At 60.1% G+C, this 19,513-nt stretch carries 19 protein-coding genes and 1 pseudogene; 7 read left to right on the forward strand and 13 right to left on the reverse strand.

Going from position 1 to position 19,513, the window contains the following annotated elements:
* Positions 1 to 196: 196 nt before the first annotated feature.
* Complete coding sequence (locus tag NOM67_RS09645) at positions 197 to 1,819, reverse strand: methyl-accepting chemotaxis protein (protein ID WP_255936412.1); 1,623 nt, start codon at positions 1,817 to 1,819, stop codon at positions 197 to 199.
* 219 nt (positions 1,820 to 2,038) lie between these two features.
* On the opposite strand from NOM67_RS09645, the gene NOM67_RS09650 reads away from it, so the two are divergent.
* Positions 2,039 to 2,671 (forward strand): LysE family translocator, encoded by a 633-nt coding sequence (locus NOM67_RS09650; RefSeq protein ID WP_124243214.1) that lies wholly within the window; start codon positions 2,039 to 2,041, stop codon positions 2,669 to 2,671.
* A 73-nt stretch (positions 2,672 to 2,744) separates the two neighbouring features.
* Here NOM67_RS09650 and NOM67_RS09655 read toward each other — a convergent pair whose 3' ends face one another.
* The 7 genes from NOM67_RS09655 to NOM67_RS09685 form a co-directional block, all read right to left on the reverse strand.
* Positions 2,745 to 3,953, reverse strand: coding sequence for a sodium:proton antiporter (locus NOM67_RS09655; protein WP_255936414.1), 1,209 nt, complete (start codon positions 3,951 to 3,953; stop codon positions 2,745 to 2,747).
* A gap of 29 nt (positions 3,954 to 3,982) precedes the next feature.
* Entirely contained in the window at positions 3,983 to 5,086 is a 1,104-nt protein-coding gene (locus NOM67_RS09660) for a beta-N-acetylglucosaminidase domain-containing protein (RefSeq protein ID WP_255936416.1), read from the reverse strand.
* Between the two features lie 44 nt (positions 5,087 to 5,130).
* Positions 5,131 to 6,858 carry a potassium/proton antiporter gene (locus tag NOM67_RS09665; RefSeq protein WP_041208372.1) on the reverse strand — a complete coding sequence of 576 codons (1,728 nt, stop codon included), beginning with the start codon at positions 6,856 to 6,858 and terminating at the stop codon, positions 5,131 to 5,133.
* Positions 6,859 to 7,125: 267 nt separating this feature from the next.
* Positions 7,126 to 7,272 (reverse strand): hypothetical protein, encoded by a 147-nt coding sequence (locus NOM67_RS09670; protein ID WP_104015276.1) that lies wholly within the window; start codon positions 7,270 to 7,272, stop codon positions 7,126 to 7,128.
* Positions 7,269 to 7,973: a M15 family metallopeptidase gene (locus NOM67_RS09675; protein ID WP_255936422.1), complete on the reverse strand. Its 705-nt coding sequence runs from the start codon at positions 7,971 to 7,973 to the stop codon at positions 7,269 to 7,271. The genes NOM67_RS09670 and NOM67_RS09675 overlap by 4 nt, the downstream gene beginning before the upstream one ends.
* Positions 7,970 to 9,097 (reverse strand): succinyl-diaminopimelate desuccinylase, encoded by a 1,128-nt coding sequence (gene dapE, locus NOM67_RS09680; protein WP_255936424.1) that lies wholly within the window; start codon positions 9,095 to 9,097, stop codon positions 7,970 to 7,972. Before dapE ends, NOM67_RS09675 begins: the two co-directional genes overlap by 4 nt.
* A gap of 19 nt (positions 9,098 to 9,116) precedes the next feature.
* A complete protein-coding gene (locus tag NOM67_RS09685) occupies positions 9,117 to 9,485 on the reverse strand; it encodes an ArsC family reductase (protein WP_255936426.1) in 369 nt (122 codons plus the stop codon).
* A gap of 155 nt (positions 9,486 to 9,640) precedes the next feature.
* Here NOM67_RS09685 and NOM67_RS21695 point away from each other — a divergent pair.
* The 4 genes and pseudogenes from NOM67_RS21695 to NOM67_RS09700 form a co-directional block, all read left to right on the forward strand.
* Positions 9,641 to 9,781, forward strand: a pseudogene (locus tag NOM67_RS21695) (recombinase family protein); the annotation flags it as partial.
* Entirely contained in the window at positions 9,773 to 9,943 is a 171-nt protein-coding gene (locus NOM67_RS21700; protein ID WP_305121655.1) for a helix-turn-helix domain-containing protein, read from the forward strand. The pseudogene NOM67_RS21695 and the gene NOM67_RS21700, both read left to right, overlap by 9 nt.
* A gap of 59 nt (positions 9,944 to 10,002) precedes the next feature.
* Entirely contained in the window at positions 10,003 to 10,440 is a 438-nt protein-coding gene (locus NOM67_RS09695; RefSeq protein WP_255936430.1) for a hypothetical protein, read from the forward strand.
* Complete coding sequence (locus NOM67_RS09700) at positions 10,419 to 10,898, forward strand: hypothetical protein (RefSeq protein WP_255936432.1); 480 nt, start codon at positions 10,419 to 10,421, stop codon at positions 10,896 to 10,898. The genes NOM67_RS09695 and NOM67_RS09700 overlap by 22 nt, the downstream gene beginning before the upstream one ends.
* 354 nt (positions 10,899 to 11,252) lie before the next feature.
* Here NOM67_RS09700 and NOM67_RS09705 read toward each other — a convergent pair whose 3' ends face one another.
* Complete coding sequence (locus tag NOM67_RS09705; protein WP_033112827.1) at positions 11,253 to 11,567, reverse strand: hypothetical protein; 315 nt, start codon at positions 11,565 to 11,567, stop codon at positions 11,253 to 11,255.
* A gap of 284 nt (positions 11,568 to 11,851) precedes the next feature.
* Here NOM67_RS09705 and dcuC point away from each other — a divergent pair, with 284 nt between their 5' ends.
* Positions 11,852 to 13,228, forward strand: a complete 1,377-nt coding sequence (gene dcuC, locus NOM67_RS09710) for a C4-dicarboxylate transporter DcuC (RefSeq protein WP_255936436.1) — start codon at positions 11,852 to 11,854, stop codon at positions 13,226 to 13,228.
* Positions 13,229 to 13,369: 141 nt separating this feature from the next.
* On the forward strand, positions 13,370 to 14,509 hold the full coding sequence (locus tag NOM67_RS09715; RefSeq protein WP_255936437.1) for a M20 family metallopeptidase: 1,140 nt from the start codon (positions 13,370 to 13,372) through the stop codon (positions 14,507 to 14,509).
* Between the two features lie 100 nt (positions 14,510 to 14,609).
* Here NOM67_RS09715 and NOM67_RS09720 read toward each other — a convergent pair whose 3' ends face one another.
* The 4 genes from NOM67_RS09720 to asnS form a co-directional block, all read right to left on the reverse strand.
* Positions 14,610 to 15,266, reverse strand: coding sequence for a hypothetical protein (locus tag NOM67_RS09720; RefSeq protein ID WP_255936438.1), 657 nt, complete (start codon positions 15,264 to 15,266; stop codon positions 14,610 to 14,612).
* A 135-nt stretch (positions 15,267 to 15,401) separates the two neighbouring features.
* On the reverse strand, positions 15,402 to 16,745 hold the full coding sequence (locus tag NOM67_RS09725; protein ID WP_041208381.1) for an anaerobic C4-dicarboxylate transporter: 1,344 nt from the start codon (positions 16,743 to 16,745) through the stop codon (positions 15,402 to 15,404).
* Positions 16,746 to 17,132: 387 nt separating this feature from the next.
* On the reverse strand, positions 17,133 to 17,873 hold the full coding sequence (locus NOM67_RS09730) for an ABC transporter substrate-binding protein (protein WP_255936439.1): 741 nt from the start codon (positions 17,871 to 17,873) through the stop codon (positions 17,133 to 17,135).
* Between the two features lie 109 nt (positions 17,874 to 17,982).
* On the reverse strand, positions 17,983 to 19,383 hold the full coding sequence (gene asnS / locus NOM67_RS09735) for an asparagine--tRNA ligase (protein WP_042032530.1): 1,401 nt from the start codon (positions 19,381 to 19,383) through the stop codon (positions 17,983 to 17,985).
* Positions 19,384 to 19,513 lie beyond the last annotated feature (130 nt).

The raw sequence follows: 19,513 nt of genomic DNA on the forward strand, positions 1-19,513 counted from the left end.
AAACCTGTCGTAATGCGTTGTTCGGACGGTTATCGGAGGAGGGGAAAAACGTGTTGATTGACACTGTATGGAGGCGTAAGGGGCGTGTGTGAAGGGATATGTGGCCGAATAAATAAAGCCCCTTCTTTATAAAATAAGGGGCTTTATTGTTATCCAGAGACCTGTGAAGGCCTCTTGTTATCTTTCCGGCCGCGTATCAGAGCTGGAAGTGAGAGAGCTGCTTGCGCTGCTGCTCGGCCAGCTCCGAAAGCTCATGGCTGGCGCTGGCGCTCTGGCTGATGCCGGCGGAGCTCTGGCTCACGATCTCGTGGATGTTGGTGATGTTGCGGTTGATGTCGGCAGTGACGCAGGACTGCTCCTCGGCGGCGGTAGCCACCTGGGCGTTGGCATCGTTGATCTGGCGCACCGCCCCCGTGATACCGCTCAACAGATCCTGTACCTGTGCGGAGAGGCGCTGGTTGTTTTCGAGGATCTCCAGCGTCTCCTGAACCCCCTGATTGGCGGATTGGGACTGGCTCTGCAACTGCTCGATGATGGCCTGGATCTCCTTGGTGGAGTCCTGGGTTCGGGCCGCCAGCATCCGCACCTCGTCGGCGACGACGGCAAAGCCGCGTCCGGTTTCGCCGGCACGGGCCGCCTCGATGGCTGCGTTGAGGGCCAGCAGGTTGGTCTGCTCGGAGATCCCCTGGATCACTTCAATCACCTTGCCGATCTGCTCGGACTGGGTCTTGAGGCGAGCGACGATGGCGGCGGCATCTTCCAGACTGCCCGCCATCCGGCTGTTGGCGGCAATGCTCTCGCCAAACAGGGCGAGCCCCTGTTCAACCCGGCTGTTGGCATCGCGCGCCAGCTCGTCGGCCACGGCGGCGTTGTGGTTGACGTTGTCGGCGGTGCTGGAGAGCTCGGTCACCGCCGAGGCAACCTGCTCAATCTCGCCGCGCTGCTGCTGGGCGTTGGCTTCGGCCTGGGTCATCACCGCGGCCAGCTCGGTGGCGGCGGAGGCGACGTTGTTGCTGATGCCGGTCAGGGTTTCGATGGTGCTGCCAAGCTGCCCCAGAGTGAGGTTGATATCCTTGGCCAGCTGGGCCAGCTCGTTGTCACCCTCGACCTTGGCGCGGACGTTGAAGCGACCCTGCGCGACGGCATGCATCACGCTCTGCAGCTGGCCGATGGGGCTGACGATGCGGCCGGAGAGCCACCAGCCACACAGCAGTGCCGCCAGCAGGGCGACGGCCGTGAGCAGCAGGGTGCGCAGCAGGGTGGCATGGTAGTGGGCCTGCTCCTGTGCCAGCTCGCTCTGGGTCAGCTGGTTGATGTGGGCCGACATGGTGTCGATCTCTTTGATGAGCTGTTCGCCCAGCTCGCGGAACTGGAGGCGGGCGGCCTCATACGCCGCGGCATCGCCACCCCCCTGATGCTTTTGAGTCAGCAGCGGCAGCATGTTGTTGCGGGTGTGGCCAAGGTAGGCCTGCAGGGCAGCCGCCACCTGACGGTTATCCTGCTCAGCGCCCGGGATCACCAGACGGCCGAGGATGGTGGTGATCTCCTGCTCGGCACTGTTGAGGTTGGCGGGCAGGGCGGCAAACTGGGCCGCGTCGTAGAGGCCGTAGATGGCGCTGGTGCGCAGCCGGTAGGTGGCGTGGATCAGTTTGGCAATGTCGTCCTTGTTGCGCACCACGCTCTGGGTCGTCTCATCTATGTCACTAATGGCTTCGTCCAGACCCTGTTTGCTGATGGTAATCATCACCATCATCAGCAGACTGGCCAGCAGCAGCGGTATCAGTACCTGAATTCTTATTGATAGATTATTCAATGACATATGAGACGTAACCCCGAAAATGAAGGAGGCGTTATCTTACACAGCCGCGACAGGGGGTGTCACAGCCTTTTGTTGCTGAAATATGCTGAAAGCAAAGGTTTTTTCTTGTCTGAAAAGCGCGGGATGGGCAAGATGACAGGCTTGCTCAAATAACAATCCGGCGCTGTTTACGGCTGCCAGATCCTCGTTTGCTACCCTGTTTTGCCATGGAGGTTTGTCGTGTCCAGCTGGATTGATCCGGCCATTCTGGCGCTCTTTATCCCCACCTTCTTCTTTGTCTCCGTCACCCCGGGCATGTGCATGACTCTGGCGATGACGCTGGGGATGAGTCTTGGCGTGCGCCGCACCCTGCACATGATGTGGGGGGAGCTGATCGGCGTCGGGCTGGTGTCGGTGCTCTCGGTGATCGGGGTCGCGGCCATCATGCTTAACTACCCGGCTATCTTCGCCGCCTTCAAATATGTGGGCGGTGCCTATCTCATCTGGCTCGGTATCCAGATGTGGCAGGCCAAGGGGAAGATGGCCATTCCGGCCGATCTCGCGGCCGGGCAGCAGAGCAGCCCCATGGGGCTGGCGCTGCAGGGCTTTGTCACCGCCATCGCCAACCCCAAAGGGTGGGCCTTCATGATCTCCCTGCTGCCTCCTTTTATCTCGGCCAGCCGACCGATGGCGCCGCAGATCACCGCGCTGGTGGCGCTGATTTTGGTCATCGAGTTCTCCTGCCTGCTGCTCTACGCCAGTGGTGGCCGTACTCTGCGCCACTTCCTCGCCAAGAGCGGCAACGTCACCCTGATGAACCGCATTGCCGGTACCCTGATGCTGGGAGTGGGAGTCTGGCTGGCGCTCGGGTAAGAGCCATCAGTGGCACACGCCACCAAAGAAAAATGCCACCGCGAGGTGGCATTTTTTATGGGCGCCGGGTGGCTCAGCGCGGTTTGAAGCGCTCGACCCAGGGGTTGGCGGTGAGGCCATGCAGGATGACGCTCAATATGATGGTGCAGAGCACGGTGGCGATGATGGGGCGCTGGCCGATAATGGCCGGCTCGTTTTGCAGCACCATCACCGCAAAGACGATGCTGGCAAGGCCCCGCGGCCCGAACCAGCCGATAAAGAGCTTGAGTTCCGGTTTGAGGCCGGTACCGATGAGGCTCAGCCAGACCGGCACCATCCGCAGCAGGGTGAGGCTGGCTGCCGCATAGAGCCAGAACTGCCAGTGCAGCAGCTCCGGCAGGATGGGCATCAGGGTGGCGCCAAACACCATCCAGATCACCACCGAGAGCAGGTCGCCATACCCTTCGCAGCTATCCATATAGGCGTGCTTGTGCTCGCCAAGGCGCCGTCCCATCAGCAGGCCACCGACGAAGGCGGCGATAAAACCGCTGCCACCGAGAGTCTGTGCCAGCGCAAAGCAGAGCAGCGCCAGCCCCGGCATGGTGAGCTGACGCCAGAGCGGCAGTTGCCAGCCGTTGAGATAGGAGACTTTCAGCAGCCGGACGGTGAGGGCGGTCAGCACGAAGGCGACCAAAAGACCGATACCGATCTCCTCCAGCATCAGGGTGATGGCCAGCGCTGCGGTGCCGGTGTGCTCCTCGGTGGGGGCGATAAGAGCGAGCAGCAGGAGCAGCACAGGCACGCAGATGCCGTCGTTGAGGCCACTCTCCTGATTGAGCCCTTCGCGCAGTGGTGCCGGTACCGCCGGATTGCTCACCACCGCCTTGCCGAGCGCCGCATCGGTCGGGGCGAGAATGGTGGAGAGGATGGCCATCTCCAGGAGCGGCAGGTCGGGGAAGATCCAGTGGCCAAACAGGGCGCCACAGAGCAGGGTGAGGGGGAGGCCGATCAGCAGCAGCCGGATGGGGAGCTGGCGGTTGGCCAGCAGCACCTGCCAGTTGGTGTTGGCGGCATCGTTGAACAGCACGATCACCAGAGTCAGCTCTGCCAGCAGCTTGATGCCGGCGCTGTCGATGGAGAGGGAGAGCAGCTCCAGCCCTCCCGGCCCCAGCAGCCAGCCGGTCAGCAGAAAGAGCAGGGGGCCGTTGACCAGTTTTGACTCGAAGCGCCCCGCGATCAGGCTGTAGAGCAGTAAAAAGGCGGCGATCACCGCCAGATTCTGATAAAGCAGGTGTGCATCCATACAACCTCCTTCCAGCCCCGCGGGGCGGTTTAATCGGTCAGGCAGTCCGGGTCGAACACATACTCGCCGTCCAGCCAGCGCACGATTTCATCGACGCAAGCCTGATCGCGAAACGGCAGGTAGCGCGCCTTGAGGGCGGCAATCTGCTCGGGAGTGAGTCGGGCCAGCCCCAGATCCTGAAACAGCGGCAGGTCGGCCTCAATCATCGCCGAGATCTGCGGGCCGCAGGTGGCGTTGAGGGAGGCGTGCAGCGCCTTGTCGGGATCATACTGCTTGCCGAGCTTGTAGCTCATCGGCAAGGTTGCGAGTGGCAGGGCGGAGAGTGCCGCCTGCTTCATCGGGTTGACCGCATGGCCGGAGAGCAGCTCCGCCAGCTCGGCGGGGCGGTTCTCGAAGGCGCGCAGATAGAGGTAGCTGCTTGCCTTGCTGCCATCGTTGACCGGGTAGTTGTCCCACAGGAAGGGCTTGCGGCCGAGCAGCTCGGTCACCTGCTTGAGGTGTACCGCCGGATACTCGGTCGAGCAGACCTTGGGGCCGGTCCAGAAGATCTCGAAACGGCGGTCGAGCTGTTCGCCAATCTCCTCCAGATAGCGCGGTGGCATGGCGCCGAACACCTTCTCCAGCACCGGATCGGTCGAGTAGTAGCTGGGGCAGAAAATGAGGCGGCTCGCCTTGCTGTGGGCCGCAATGTCGTGGGCGATGGTGAGCTGGTGCCGGGCCAGGTCCGGGGTATCCCCCTTCATGTCGTCAAACAGTACCGCCAGAATGTCGGGCTGCAGCACTTCATCGATAAGGCGCACCTTCTCGAGCAGCGCCGGGCGCTTGCGATCATAGTCGTGATGCGCCCCCATGGGGCTCAAGCCCACCCCGAAGGCGAGGCCGTTGGCGCGGCACTGGCGCGCCAGTTCGGCGAGATCCGCCAGCTGCTGCTCGGGCCAGGGGAGGGCCCAGTGCTTGCGCAGATAGCCATCCTCTTTCGGAGCGTAGATATAGAAGCCGTAGCCGTGGCGCGGCAGCCACTGGGCGTAGCGGGCACGGGCCTGCCAGCTCCATCCCTTGCCAAAAAAGCCCTCGATCACCCCCAGATTGGCAGAGGGGGGCAGCAGACCGGACTGCAAACTCTGATATGGCATAACTCTCTCCCTTCTTGCTGGGGGACTTGATACGGGCCGGTCGTCTAGACCGGATCCTCTTCCTGAAAACGAACCCCGATCTTGACGGGAATGCTCTCATCCATTTCGGCCACGGTCCAGATCAGGCCCTGCCACTCGATGTTGTCACCGACTACCAGATTATCGCCAAGCTGGCTGGCAATAAAATCGCCCAGTGTCTGATCCGCCACCTCGCTCACATCCAGCCCGTAGATAGGGGCGAGATCCACCAGTCGCGCCGCGGCATCCAGCTGGAAGTCACCGAAGAAGCGCGGGCCAAGATCCTGCTCTGGCGCCTGGCTAAAGAGCTGGCCAAGGGCGGGCAGATCGCGCTCGTGGCCGATGACGCAGAGGATATCGTCCGCCTGCAGGCAGGTACTGCCCGAGGGGTGGAGCAGCTCGCGGCCGCGAAACAGGGCGCTGACCCTAGTACCGGCAGGCATGCGCAGATCCCGCAGCGGCGAGCCGATGCACCACTTCTCTTCCCCCAGTTGGTAGACGAAGGTCTCCCACTGGCTGTCGAGATCGATCTCGAGCCCGGAGCGATTGATGGGCGACGGTGGGGCAGGTACTTCCACCCGCGCCAGTTTTGAGGCCAGCGGCAGCGAGCTGCCCTGCAAAATCAGCGAGACCAGCACCACGAAGAAGGCGACGTTGAAGTAGAGCTGGGCGTTGGGCAGCCCCGCCATCATGGGGAAGACCGCCAGAATGATGGGCACCGCGCCGCGCAGGCCAACCCAGGAGATAAACCAGCGTTCGCGCGGGGCAAAGTTCTTGAACGGCAGCAGCCCGATCCAGACCGAGATGGGGCGGGCAAAGAGGATCATCCACATCGCCAGTGCCAGCGCCGGCAGGGCGATGGGCAGCAGCTTGTGGGGCGAGGCGAGCAGCCCCAGCACCAGAAACATGCCGATCTGGCTGAGCCAGGTCAGGCCATCCAGCACCGACAAGGTGGTGCTGCGACTGCGCAGGGAGAGGTTGCCGAGCAAGAGACCTGTGAGATAGATGGCGAGGATACCGCTGCCACCCACCGCCGTGGTGAGGGCGAAGATGAGCAGGCCGCCGCTCACGGTGAGTAGCGGATAGAGCCCCGGTGCCAGGCGGGCGGTGTTGATCAGCCGCCACAGCAGCCAGCCACCGGCAAGGCCGATCCCGGCACCAAGGCCGAACTGTTTGATGAGCTGCAGCAGCAGAAAACCGGCGTTGAGATCCTGCTGGCTGCTGGCCAGCACCTCGATCAGGGTGACGGTGAGAAAGACCGCCATGGGGTCGTTGCTGCCCGATTCTATCTCCAGCGTCGCGCTCACCCGCTCGTTGAGGCTGCGCCCGCCGAGCAGGGAGAAGACTGCTGCGGCATCGGTGGAGCCGACGATGGCGCCGATCAGCATCCCCTGCATCAGGTTGAGGTCAAACAGCCAAGCGGCGGCGAGCCCCGTCAGGCCGGTGGTGATGGCTACCCCGACCGTCGCCAGCGACAGGGCTGGCCAGAGCGCCACCCGGAACGAGGAGACCCGGGTGCGCATGCCGCCGTCGAGCAGGATGATGGCAAGCGCCAGGTTGCCCACCAGATAGGCGATGGAGTAGTCGGCAAAGTGGATGCCGCCGGGGCCATCTTCCCCCGCCAGCATACCGACGGCGAGGAAGATGACCAGAATGGGAATACCGAGACGGGAAGAGAGCGCACTTAGCAGGACACTGGCTCCAACCAACAGGGCACCGACAAAAAAGAAACTGTTGATGGTCACTGCATCCAAGGGCGAACTCCTTTCTGACTAACGGCAAAGTAGGCACATTATATGCAGTTAAGACCCCCTTGTGTGGTTTAATCGTGCATTAATTTGCATCTTTTGACATTTTTTCACCACTCGCGCGCCATCTTCTGACCCCGCAGAGTGGGTGAGAGGGGATGTTGGCGGTGATGGTCATATGGAAACCTGACGCCGGGGGCGTAGAGGCAAGGGGAGAAGATAAACAGCAGAAAAAGAGAAGGGAGCACACTGGTGCTCCCCGGATGGCACGACTCAGTCGTCGTCATCGTCCTTCACTTCACGGATCTTGTCCTTGTATTTGGGCAACTGCTTCTCCAGCCGTTTCATGTCTTTGATGGCGTTGAGAAACAGCCCGAGCAGAAAGAGCAGTGGCAGCCCTATCCAGAGCCAGAGATTCATGTGCTACTCCTTTCATCGCAGGGCAATTCAGTGGATGGCAAGGTGACGTAACGAGCCAGGATCTTGTCCAGATTGGCCAGAATGGTCGCCTTGCCTTCAATATCCGCCTGTTGCAGGCAAAGTGCCAGCGCCGCCGGGTCGAGCTGCTGCTCGCCCGCTTCGGGGGCGAAGCTGATGTGCCACGGCTCGTAGGCGACGCCGCTGCCTGCACCGACCGGTTTGGCATAGGGCAGGAAGAAACCGAAATCCCCCATATGGTCGGTGAGCCACTCGCTCAAGTCGGCAAACCAGCCTCCGGCTTCATACTCCCAGGGCTCCAGCGCCAGTTTGGTGTCGGCGGGCAGGCAGTCAGGGTCATAGATGTCGAGATCGGTGCCCCAGTGGTGGCGACTGGTGCCGGGCAGAGCGCTCCAGCGCAAAATGGCGTGCAGCCGCTCCTCATCGTTCAGCTGCAAGGCATCGATGGGCTGGCAGTTGGCATCGAGCAGCGGCCGCTCACCGCGCCACTTGCCATTCCAGATGGCGAGCTGGCGATCAAAACCGCGCCAGCTGGACGCCGGTTGCAGGTTGAAACCGGCGTGGGCGGCTGCCACCTGCATGTCGTTGAAGGAGGCTGCCGCCGCCGGGGTCAGGCGGTGGGGGCCGCGCCCCACCACAATAAGGTGGCTCTCGTCGAGCCCCATCAGTTGTTCCTGCGTCATGCCAGCAGTCGCTCCAGCACCCCTTGGTACATATCGGCCAGCAGATCCAGATCGTCCGCCTTCACGCACTCGTTCACCTTGTGGATGGTGGCGTTGACCGGGCCGAGCTCGATCACTTCGGCACCGGTGGGGGCGATAAAGCGCCCGTCCGAGGTGCCGCCGGTGGTGAGCAGGGCTGGCTGCTGGCCATTGACCGCCTCGATGGCGGAGACTGCCGCCGCCAGCAGTTTGCCGGTGTCGGTGAGGAACGGCTGGCCGGAGAGGGTCCAGTTCAGCTGGTAATCGAGACCATGTCTATCCAGCAACGCCTCGACCCGCTCGCGGATATCCAGGTCGGTCAGTTGGGTGCTGAAGCGGAAGTTGAACTGGACGTGCAGTTCGCCCGGAATGACGTTGGAAGCGCCGGTGCCCGCCTGAATGTTGGCAATCTGGAAGCTGGTGGGCGGGAAGTAGGCGTTGCCCTCATCCCACACGGTCGCGGCCAGTTCAGCCAGTGCTGGCGCTGCTTTATGAATGGGGTTGTCCGCCAGATGGGGGTAGGCGACATGCCCCTGCACCCCGCGCACCAGCAGATCGCCGGTGATGGAGCCGCGGCGGCCATTTTTCACCACATCCCCGACCACGGCGGTGGAGGAGGGCTCGCCGACGATGCACCAGGTGATCTTCTCGTGGCGCGCTTCCAGGGTATCGATCACCCGGGTGGTGCCATTGATAAAGGGCCCCTCCTCATCGGAGGTGATAAGGAAGGCGATGGACCCGGCGTGATCCGGATGCTCGGCCACGAAGCGCTCGACCGCCACCACCATGGCAGCCAGCGAGCCCTTCATGTCGGCGGCACCACGGCCGTAGAGCACGCCATCCCTGATGGTCGGCTCGAACGGCGGGGTGTGCCATTTGTCCAGCGGGCCGGCGGGCACCACGTCGGTGTGACCGGCGAAGCAGAAGAGCGGCCCCTCGCTGCCGCGGCGGGCCCAGAGGTTGGTGGTGTCTTCGAACACCATGGGCTCGATAACAAAGCCGAGTTTGGCGAGGCGCTCCGCCATCAGGGTCTGGCACCCTTCATCCAGCGGGGTAACGGAGGGGCGGCGGATCAGATCCTTGGCCAGTGCGATGACATCCGACATCAGTTGTCCTTAGTTGTCCTTAACGGGAGAAGAGGGATTGGTAGTGATCGGCCTTGAAACCCAGGGTCAGCTCGCCGTCACGATCCAGCAGCGGGCGCTTGATCATCGCCGGGTGCTCCAGCAGCAGGGCGCGCGCCTTGGCGGTGTCGAGCCCCTGTTTGGCCTCATCCGGCAGGGCGCGGAAGGTGGTGCCGCGGCTGTTGAGCAGCGCCTCCCAGCCGAGCTTGGCCAGCCAGCGGTCGAGATCGTCCGGGCTCAGGCCATCGGCGCGATGGTCGTGAAAGCGGTAATCGATGCCGGCCTCATCCAGCCACTTGCGGGCTTTCTTGATGGTGTCGCAGTTTTTAATCCCGTAGAGGATGGCCTCGGGCGCTTGAATGTTATCCATGGATATTCAGCCTGTTCCGTACATTGGTCAGTAGCATACAGGTGAACATCATTTATGAAAACGAGAGGGGATTTTCGGAGTTCATGCGGGTTGGTCCGTCGCGTTCGGAACAAAAGCACTTGTTGGAGATCACAGACTAGCTACACGTCAAAGGGGTAACATTGCAAATTCAGAATCAGGGCATCGATACGGCTACCCCGACAGGTAAGCTGATGTTGAGCATGATCGGAGCCATCGCCACGTTCGAGCGGGAAATCATGCTAGAGCGTCAGGCAGAAGGGATCGCCTTGGCGAAGGCAAAAGGGGTCTACAAGGGCCGCAAGCCGACAGCGATGGAGAAGCGGGAGGAGGTGCTGCATCTTCTATCACAAGGCATCGCTAAGGCATCAGTGGCAAAGCGGCTAGGTATCAGTGTGTCGAGTATCCATCGGATTGCTGTTACAAAACCGACTCAATAGCTTGACTTGGTTGAACAGCATGTCACTTCTTAGTCATATAGCTGATAAGGAGGTTGGTTTTGAAAGAACAAACAAAAGACATTGGATTTTCAAAGGTTTATCAAAAAATAAAATCCCTTGGAGCTAAAGATATTTGTGAAATCAAAACTGGTAATAGGCGAGCTATAGTCTTTACCTCTGATAATGGCAGAGTGTACCGTGTTACGACTAGAGCTAAGATGCGTGGAACATGGCAAACTTCGATTACTTATGGCGAAGTATGTTGTGAAAATAAAAATGAGGATGAGTATTGGGTTTTTGTTGATATATCAAACGATGACTCTGACTTCTATGTTGTACCAATGTGGTGGATGAAGAACGACATCGCCTATCATCATGGAAAATATTTAAATGGGCATGATGGTAGGCGGCCTAACAATGTCTTTTCAAAACACCATGCAATCGCTAAGAAAAGAATTGTACAGTGGGAGAATAAATGGCAGCAAATTGGATTGTAAATAGTCGAGCCATATTGGCAATATTGTATGCACTGTTTACTCAAGGGTGTGCATCTGGGTTTGTTGATTCATATGTAAAGGGGGCTACGGAAGGTGTCCTAGGTAAGGATTATATTTCTTCCCCTGAGTCAGCAGCTGCATTGGGGCAATATGCAAAAACGTTGGAGATATGCAAAGAATACTTATCGCCACAACAGTTCGGATTATACACGTCAGATATATCTTGGTATGTGAAATATATTGATAACGCTTTGGAACAAGAGGCATATACAAAAGCTTTTAATACAACCGAACCTAAAAAAGATGAATGTCAAAAAATATCGTATGATGCTGAAGTTATTCACAATATTCGCCTAGATCAACAAAGGGAGAGTGTTGAGGCTCAAAAAAATCGACGTACATCTCAAACTAATTGTGTTGAGAGGAACGGGGGGGTTAGTTGCACCACCTCAGAATGATTCGCTGAACGAAATAGTTTCTACAAATACTGTTTGTGAAGCTCAAGGGTAACTTGAGCTTTTTTTTGGTTCTTTCATAAAAAACTGCTCGCAGTTCTTGATGCCATAGAGGGTGGTGGCCATAGGGAGTCCTTCTCTTGTGGGCGCTAGCCATGGGCTACGCCCGAAAATCCGAATCAACAGAGTGCAAGGGCCCGATTCTGGCATTGTGGCGATCCCATGGCAACGCTGATGGCGCTGTCGGAAGGGGGCGAGAGGAGGAAAAGCGGGGAGCCAGATAGCCAGAACGCGCCGGGTGGCGCGCTCTGGAGAGGCAGAAGAGTGTCTCTTCTGTGCTGCCGGGGGCAGCCGGGATCAGTGCAGCGGATGCCAGGGGTGATCAAAAACCCGGGCGCGCTCCCAGGGGGCGTCGGGCAGACTGGAGGAGAGGCCGCTGTATTTGCCCACATCGTCCACCACGATGGCGGAGAGGATTGGCAGATGGTTTTCGGTGCAGTACATGCGAACGCGCTGCAGCAGGGTGCGCAGTTCGTCCTGACGCTGCTCCAGTCCGGCCAGTTTGGCCAGTTTGGAGTAACGAATGGTGGTGCGTTCCTTTGCAGACTCGACGAGGATATCCCACAGCTGATAATCGCAGGTCGAGACACCTGCGGTGGCTTGGTTTGTCATAACTCTCTCCGGCGCGAAATGGTCGCTCTTGTCGATGCGCATCTTGGCCGCTTCGGGGGCGGCTTATGTTGATCCAACGCAAAAAAGAGGGGAGTCGCGTTACACAATTCCCGATTAAACCGTGTAAAACGGTTCTCGGTAGTGTGAATGATGAAAAAGTGTTACCTGCTCGACATATTATGCTGTCTGATGACGGTGATGGCCCCTTTATTGATGGGGATCAAAGGCAAGTTCTGGTCAGATCACTAGATTTCGCTCTTCGATAAATTTATCAGGAGTGAATATTGGAACTCGTCTTCGTCTTGCTCGTACTGGTGGCCGTGGTCTACGGCATCATCAAGGATTACAACCCGCAGGCGGTGCTGGCATTGGCCGGTATGGCCATTTTCACCCTGGCCTACTGGCTGGGATTGCACCCCATTCTGCCCGCTGACAAGAGCACCGGCTTCGCCCTATTCGATCTGTTCGAAGTGTTCAAGGGGATCTTCTCCTACCGTGCGGCGGGCCTCGGCCTCACCATCATGGCGGTGGCCGGTTTTGCCACCTACATGTCCCATATCGGTGCCTCCCAGGCGCTGGTGCGGGTGGCGGTCAAACCGGTGGCAGGCATTCAGTCCAGCTACCTGATGCTCTCCATCTGCTATCTGGTGGCGGTCTTTGTCTCCCTGTTCGTCACCTCCGCCACCGGCCTTGGTCTGCTGTTGATGGTCACCATGTATCCGGTGATGCGCAACCTCGGTATCAGCCCGGCCTCCGCCTGCGGCGTCATCGCCACCTCCCAGGCGTTCGAGATTAGCCCGACCCAGACCAACGCTATCTTCTCCGCCGGCCAATCCGGCATGGATCCCACCAGCTATTTCGTTGACTACCAGATCTGGCTGGTGGCTCCCATGCTGCTGGTGACCATGGTGCTGCACTTCTTCTGGCAGCGGCACTGTGACCGCAAGGATGGTTGGGATCCGGCCCTGCATCGCGGCGAACACGCCGAGCTGGATGAGAAGGGCACCGACGCGGTAGCGGCGCCCACCTGGTATGCCCTGCTGCCCATCATCCCCTTCGTACTGATGATGACCTTCTCCAAACTGCTGGTGACCACCATCAGCGTCAGTGTGGAAGTGGCCATGCTGCTGTCGGTCTTTATCGGCATGCTGTGTGAGCTGCTGCGTACCCGCTCGGTGCGCACCACTTTTGCCGGGCTGTCGAGCTTCCTCGACGGCATGGGCAAGGTGTTTGGCCCTGTGGTGGCGCTGATCGTCTGTGCCGAGCTGTTTGCCGAATCTCTCAAAGCCATCGGCGCCATCGATACCCTGCTGCACTCAGCCAGCAATGCCGGTATCGGCAGCGGCCTGATGACCCTGGTGATGGTGGGCCTCATCATGGTGGCAGCGGTGATCATGGGCTCCGGCAACGCGGCGTTCCTCAGCTTCTCGACTCTGGCTCCTGCCGTGGCAGCCAAGTTCGGCGTACCGGCGGTGACCATGCTGCTGCCGATGCAGCTCGCCTCCAGTATCGGCCGCACCGTCTCCCCGATTGCGGCAGTGCTGATCGCCTGTGCGGGCATCGCCAAGGTCTCCCCCTTCGTGGTGGTCAAGCGCACCTGCGTGCCCATGGCGGGGGCGCTGGTGACGGCATTGACCCTCAACTATCTGCTGTTCATGTAAAAGCTGTGGTTTACAGGGCGGTCGGCCACCCGGTTCGGGCTGGTGTCGACCGCTGTTGGCAAGGCGGGTGTAACAGCCCGCCGTTCCGCATTGTTGCAAAAACAAGCTGCTTTTATCGCAGATTGTTTCATGGAGAAGATAATGACCAACCTCACGGGCCCGTTTTCCCTCGATACCTATCTGGCCGATCTGGCCCCGCTCATCAATCTCGATTGCGGTACACGCACCCCGGCCGGGGTGGCCAAAGTGGCCGACATCATGACCGAGAAATATGAGGCCATCGGCTGGCAGGTGACTCGTCACCAGTTCGCCGCCGAGTGCGGCCCCTGCCTTGAGGCAACCAATGCCCCGGGGGCCGATCACTACGATGTGATGCTGGTGGGCCACATGGACACCGTCTTCCCCGAGGGGACGGCGGCCAAGCGCCCGCTCAAGATTGAAGGCAATCAGGCTTTTGGCCCCGGCGTCTCGGACATGAAGAGCGGCCTGCTCTCCACCTGGTATGCCCTGAAAGAGATGGATCCGGCGCAGCTGGCCAAGCTCAAGGTGCTGGTCTGCTGCAACTGCGACGAGGAGATTGGTTCCCCCTGGTCCAAAGATTGGCTGGTGGAAAAAGCCAGGCAGAGCGGCTGCGTGCTGGTGGCCGAAGCGGCGCGCCCGAGCGGCGATCTCATCAGCGCCCGCAAGGGCAATGCCAAGTACCGTATTACTTTCCACGGCAAGGCCTCTCACGCCGGTTCGGCGCTGACCGAAGGGGTCTCCGCCATCACGGAGCTCGCTCATTGGGTGCTGGCCATCAACGAACAGGTCAATATGGAGACCGGCACCACCATGAACGTGGGGGTGGTGCAGGGCGGCACCGGCGTCAACGTGGTGCCCGACTTTGCCGAGGCGATCGTCGATCTGCGCTTCTGGAGCAACGAAGAGGCCGCAGCGGTGCACGAGCGGCTCACCTTTATGGCCAATAACCCCTTCCTTGCGGGCTGTCGGGTCGAGGTGGATCGCCAGACCTTCAAGCCGGCGATGCGCCCGAGTGGCGACACCGAGGCCGTGATGGCGCTGGTGGAGGCGGCAGCCAAGGAGGAGGGGATCACCTTCAACTGGCTGGAGGCCGGTGGCGGCTCGGATGCCAACTTTACCGCAGCGGCGGGTGTGCCGTCGCTGGATGGCTTCGGCCCCATGGGCGGCGGTTTCCACTCGGAGGCGGAGTTCCTGCTGCTCGACAGCATCGAGCCGCGCATCCGCCTGCTGAAGCGGGTGCTGGGCAAGCTGGCCAAATAGGTCGGCGTTAAGGACAAGCAAAACGGGAGGCCATTGCCTCCCGTTTTTTATCTGCCGTGCCTGCGAAGATTCATCCCGCAGAGCAGTTTTTCTTGCACCCTCAACCCTCATCCTCCAGCAGATAGGCAAGCTGCTCCTGACGGGCAAGCTGCCAGTGGCCGAGTTTCAGCGGCGCCGCAAAGCCCGGGCCGTCGGTCACCATGGTGTGGTATTCCCCCTGCTCGCCGCAGGCATCGAAGCCCTGGCTTGTCGCCAGCTGCTGCAACTCGGCGAGGGTAGTGGCATCGAGCGTGCGTCCCACCCACTCGGGGGCCAGCTCCCGGGTATCGACGCAGGAGAGATGGGCGACGATGCCGCGGGCCAGCAGATCCGCCAGCAGCGCCTCGCGGGATAGCTGCCAGAGCGGCGTATGCACGGTGAGACCAAGCGGGCGGCAGCGCTCGCGGATCCAGTTAGGCGCGCCGCCCACGCTGTCGATATCGCCGGTGACTACCCCATCGAGTTGCCACTCCTCCTTAAGCTTGGCCAGCGCCCGCTCATAGCCGAGATCGAACGGCGCCTCTATGGTGACCAGCAGATGGGGCAGCGCGAGGGCTGCCGCCTGCCGACGTACTTGCGACAGGGGATGGGCCAGAAAGCGGGGGGCAGGGGGGGCAAAGGTAGCCAGTGCCACCACCTGATGGCCCGCTTCACGGGCATGGCAGAGGGCCTGCATGGCATCCTTGCCGCCGCTCCAGAGCACGATGACGCGAGACATGGGGAAGATTCCGCAAAGAAAAGAGGGGTCATGCTACCCAGAGTGCGGGCGGTTGGCAAAGCAGTATGGTGTGCGCCACAAAAGCACAGGCCCCCGTGCGGGGGCCTGTGGCAGTGATTGATCAGCGATCGCCGGTCAGAGCAGGATGCTGGTCAGGATAAAGCCCAGCGAGCAGGAGGTCACCACCCCGATCAGCCCCGGAATGATGAAGCTGTGGTTGATGATGAACTTGCCGATGCGGGTAGTACCGGAGCGGTCAAAGCCGATACAGGCCAGGTCGCTCGGGTAGGTCGGCAGCACGAAGTAGCCGTAGCTTGCCGGCAGGAAGGCGATCAGCAGTTTCGGCTCCACACCCAGTGCCAGACCCATGGGGGCGATGGCGGTGAGGGCGGCGGCCTGGCTGTTCACCAGCTTGGAGATAAGGAACAGCACCAGCGCGTAGGTCCAGGGCTGGGCCTGTACCACGTGGGCCAGGGTCTCTTTGAGCAGCGGCATGTGGGCCTGGAAGAAGGTTTCGCTCATCCAGGCAACCCCGAATACGGAGAAGATGGCGACCATGCCGGCCTTGAAGACGGCGCCGTTGGCGATCTCGCCCGGCTTGACCTTACAGCGCATCAGGATGATGGCACCGGCGATCAGCATCATCATCTGGATCACCAGGTTCATGGAGAGCGGGCCAGTCTTGTCCTTGATGGTGAAGACGGGACGCAGCGCCTCATCGGCACCCAGCAGCACCACGGCAGCGATGGCGGCGAAGAAGATCCAGGTAGACCAGTAGGCCTCTTTCGGGAACTTGGTGTTGAGCAGGGTCTCGCCACCACCGTAGATGAAGGCGCGCTGCTCCGGATCCTGGATCTTGGCCTGGAACTCCTCATCCTTGTCCAGATCCTTGCCGCGACGCAGGCTCCACAGGGCTGCCACGATGACACCGGTCAGGGAGGAGGGGATGGCGACCATCAGGATGTCGAGCAGACCATAGGCCTGACCGATACCGTGGCCAGCCGCCAGAATGGAGACCATGGAGACCACGGCAACCGATACCGGTGAAGCGCAGATGGCCATCTGGGAAGCAACGGAGGCGACAGCCATCGGGCGCTCGGGACGGATGTTCTTCTGCAGCGCGATGTCGGCGATGATGGGGAACATGGTGTAGACCACGTGGCCGGTACCACACAGGAAGGTGAGGGTCCAGGTGGTGAGCGGTGCCAGGATAGTGATGTATTGCGGGTGACGGCGCAGCAGACGCTCGGCTACCTGCATCATCAGGTTGAGACCGCCGGCGGTCTGCAGGGTGGCGGCACAACCGATCACCGCCAGAATGGTCAGCATTACCTGCACCGGCGGTTCGCCCGGAACCAGACCGAAAACGAAGGTCAGCAGGAAGAGACCAATACCACTGATGAGACCAAGCCCCATGCCACCAAAGCGGGTACCGAGCAGCAAGCAGCCGAGTACCACCAAAAATTCCATCAAGATCATTCCATTACCTCGTGTGATTCAACCCATGTTGCCGCGGGTAGCCTGAACCATGAATTGTCATTGTCTGTTTTTAATTAGCCCAAAAGGGTTAGTTATTATTTTGCTCCCCTGCAAAAGTGAAAAAATTGAGTTACTTCAATAACTCGATGAATTTTTGATTAAACCACTTAAAAACCACCTAATAACAAATCCATCATTTTTCATCCGGTTGCCATCCCTTAAGCAGGGGCAGCTTGCCCGATGGGGTGGTGTAAAAGCATGGAAGAAGGGAGACAAATGAAAACGGGTTGCAGATGGTTGGCAGGAGGACAAGAGGGGTAAAAAGGGGGCTCTTCGGATGTTTTTTTCGGCAGTGGCGGCCTTTTGCCGCTCATTCCGAAAGAGTCCTTATTTATCGGCTAGATAGCGGCGCTGGTACTCCTCGCTCAGTTTCAGGATATCGAGTCTGGCCAGTGCCTTGTCCACCCGCTGTTGCAATGCCTGCTGATCGGGGCGGAACATGATGTGCAGGCTCTTGTGCTCGAGGATCTTCGGATTGAACTGGAGCTGCTCGGGATGGAGCTTGTCATCGTGGCGGATCAGCCAATAGAAGACATCCCGGTCGATGACGGCGAGATCGAGCCGGTCGCGCTGCAGCTTGCGCAGGTTGAGATGATCGCCATCCACGGCAAAGGTGTGGAGCTGCTGGCTCGCCATCATGGCGTCAAATTCCCGGGTGTTGACGTAGCCCGCCACCACGCCGATCCGGTAGGGCACCAGATCCTCAAGCCGTTGCCAGGGGATGGGCTTGCCCGCCTTCTGCGCCAGCCCCAGCACGCTGTCCCCCACGCTGGCGGAGATGCGCCACTTGTCGCTCTGGTTGTCGGCCAGATACTCGGGGAAGTAGCCGATATAGCCGTGGGCCGGATCGGAGGCGAGCCACACCGTCCGCTGCCAGGAGAAAAAATCGAACTCCACCTCCAGCCCCGCCTCGGCAAAGACGCGCTTGACGATATGACCGGTGAGGCCGCCATCGGGCAGGCTTTGGGTGGTAAACGGGGGCCACTCCAGCGTGGTCAGACGGACGGTTTCGGCCATAAGCCGCAGGGGAGAGAGCAGTAACAGTAACAGAAGCAGACGATATCCCATGGGCTACAGATCCCTTGTGCCGATTGATCCTGAGTATCGCCATAAAGCGGGCAATAAAAAAGCCGACCCGAAGGTCGGCTTTTCAGATCTGTGCGACAGGTTGTCGTTATCAGAACTCGGCGGTACGCGGGGTACGCGGGAAGGGGATCACGTCGCGGACGTTGCCCATACCGGTCACGTAGACCACCAGACGCTCGAAGCCCAGACCGAAACCGGAGTGCGGCACGGTGCCGTAGCGACGCAGGTCGCGATACCACCAGTAATCTTCCTGCTTCAGGCCCATCTCGGCCAAGCGGGCATCCAGCACCTCCAGACGCTCTTCACGCTGGGAGCCACCGATGATCTCGCCGATCCCCGGAGCCAGTACGTCCATCGCGGCAACGGTCTTGCCGTCGTCGTTGAGGCGCATGTAGAAGGCCTTGATATCTTTCGGGTAGTTTTTCACGACTACCGGAGACTTGAAGTGCTCCTCGGCCAGATAGCGCTCGTGCTCGGAGGAGAGGTCGATACCCCAGGAGACCGGGAACTCGAACTTCTTGCCGCAGTTCTGCAGCACTTCGATGGCGTCGGTGTAGTCGATCTGGGCGAAGTCGGAGGAGACGAAACGCTCCAGACGGCCGATGGCATCCTTGTCCACGTGCTGGGCAAAGAACTCCAGATCGTCGCGGCGCTCGGTCAGTACGGCGTTGAAGACGTACTTCAGCATGGCTTCGGCCAGCGCGGCGTTATCTTCCAGATTGTTGAAAGCCACTTCCGGCTCCACCATCCAGAACTCGGCCAGGTGACGGCTGGTGTTTGAGTTTTCGGCGCGGAAGGTCGGGCCGAAGGTGTAGACCTTGGAGAGGGCACAGGCATAGGTTTCGGCGTTCAGCTGGCCGGATACGGTCAGGAAGGCCTCTTTGCCGAAGAAATCTTCGTTGTAGTCCACCTTGCCGGCGTCGGTGCGCGGCAGGTTTTCCATGTCCAAGGTAGAGACGCGGAACATCTCGCCGGCACCTTCGGTGTCAGAGGCGGTGATGAGCGGGGTCGCTACCCAGACAAAACCCTCTTCGTGGAAGAAGCGGTGGATGGCCTGAGCCAGGCAGTGACGAACCCGGGTCACGGCGCCAACGATGTTGGTGCGCGGGCGCAGGTGAGCCTGTTCACGCAGGTACTCGATGCTGTGGCGCTTGGCGGCCATCGGGTAGGTGTCCGGATCTTCGACCCAGCCGACAACCTTGACTTCGGTGGCCTGCAGTTCGAACGCCTGGCCGCTGCCCTGAGATTCGGTCACGACGCCAGTCACTTCCACGGAGCAAGCTGTGGTCAGACGCTGCACTTCATTCTCGTAATTGGCCAGGGTATTGGGGACGACGGCCTGTACCGGATGGAAACAGGAGCCATCGGAAATGGCCAAAAATGAGATCCCCGCCTTGGAATCACGGCGAGTCCGGATCCACCCTCGTACAGTCAGGGTGGTGCCAACCGCATGTTTACCGGTCAGCACATCAACTACGGATGCGTGCGTCATCGAAATATTGTCTCCAGCTTGTTCTTTGCAGCGCTATGGGTCTGGCCCGGGCAATCATTGGCCCATGATGGCAGACTAAGCCGTTAATCTTACCCGCGCGGGTTTGATAAACAAGCAAAAATGTCGGACT

The sequence above is a fragment of the Aeromonas sp. SG16 genome, assembly GCF_024436135.1.
GTDB classification, from domain to species: domain Bacteria; phylum Pseudomonadota; class Gammaproteobacteria; order Enterobacterales; family Aeromonadaceae; genus Aeromonas; species Aeromonas jandaei.

Excerpts from the sequence above, each read along its gene's own strand:
- NOM67_RS09645 (WP_255936412.1), bottom strand. The coding sequence starts at position 1,819 with ATGTCATTGAATAATCTATCAATAAGAATTCAGGTACTGATACCGCTG.
- NOM67_RS09655 (WP_255936414.1), bottom strand. The coding sequence starts at position 3,953 with ATGGATGCACACCTGCTTTATCAGAATCTGGCGGTGATCGCCGCCTTT.
- NOM67_RS09660 (WP_255936416.1), bottom strand. The coding sequence starts at position 5,086 with ATGCCATATCAGAGTTTGCAGTCCGGTCTGCTGCCCCCCTCTGCCAAT.
- NOM67_RS09670 (WP_104015276.1), bottom strand. The coding sequence starts at position 7,272 with ATGAATCTCTGGCTCTGGATAGGGCTGCCACTGCTCTTTCTGCTCGGG.
- NOM67_RS09675 (WP_255936422.1), bottom strand. The coding sequence starts at position 7,973 with ATGACGCAGGAACAACTGATGGGGCTCGACGAGAGCCACCTTATTGTG.
- dapE (WP_255936424.1), bottom strand. The coding sequence starts at position 9,097 with ATGTCGGATGTCATCGCACTGGCCAAGGATCTGATCCGCCGCCCCTCC.
- NOM67_RS09685 (WP_255936426.1), bottom strand. The coding sequence starts at position 9,485 with ATGGATAACATTCAAGCGCCCGAGGCCATCCTCTACGGGATTAAAAAC.
- NOM67_RS09700 (WP_255936432.1), top strand. The coding sequence starts at position 10,419 with ATGGCAGCAAATTGGATTGTAAATAGTCGAGCCATATTGGCAATATTG.
- NOM67_RS09705 (WP_033112827.1), bottom strand. The coding sequence starts at position 11,567 with ATGACAAACCAAGCCACCGCAGGTGTCTCGACCTGCGATTATCAGCTG.
- NOM67_RS09715 (WP_255936437.1), top strand. The coding sequence starts at position 13,370 with ATGACCAACCTCACGGGCCCGTTTTCCCTCGATACCTATCTGGCCGAT.
- NOM67_RS09720 (WP_255936438.1), bottom strand. The coding sequence starts at position 15,266 with ATGTCTCGCGTCATCGTGCTCTGGAGCGGCGGCAAGGATGCCATGCAG.
- NOM67_RS09725 (WP_041208381.1), bottom strand. The coding sequence starts at position 16,745 with ATGATCTTGATGGAATTTTTGGTGGTACTCGGCTGCTTGCTGCTCGGT.
- NOM67_RS09730 (WP_255936439.1), bottom strand. The coding sequence starts at position 17,873 with ATGGGATATCGTCTGCTTCTGTTACTGTTACTGCTCTCTCCCCTGCGG.
- asnS (WP_042032530.1), bottom strand. The coding sequence starts at position 19,383 with ATGACGCACGCATCCGTAGTTGATGTGCTGACCGGTAAACATGCGGTT.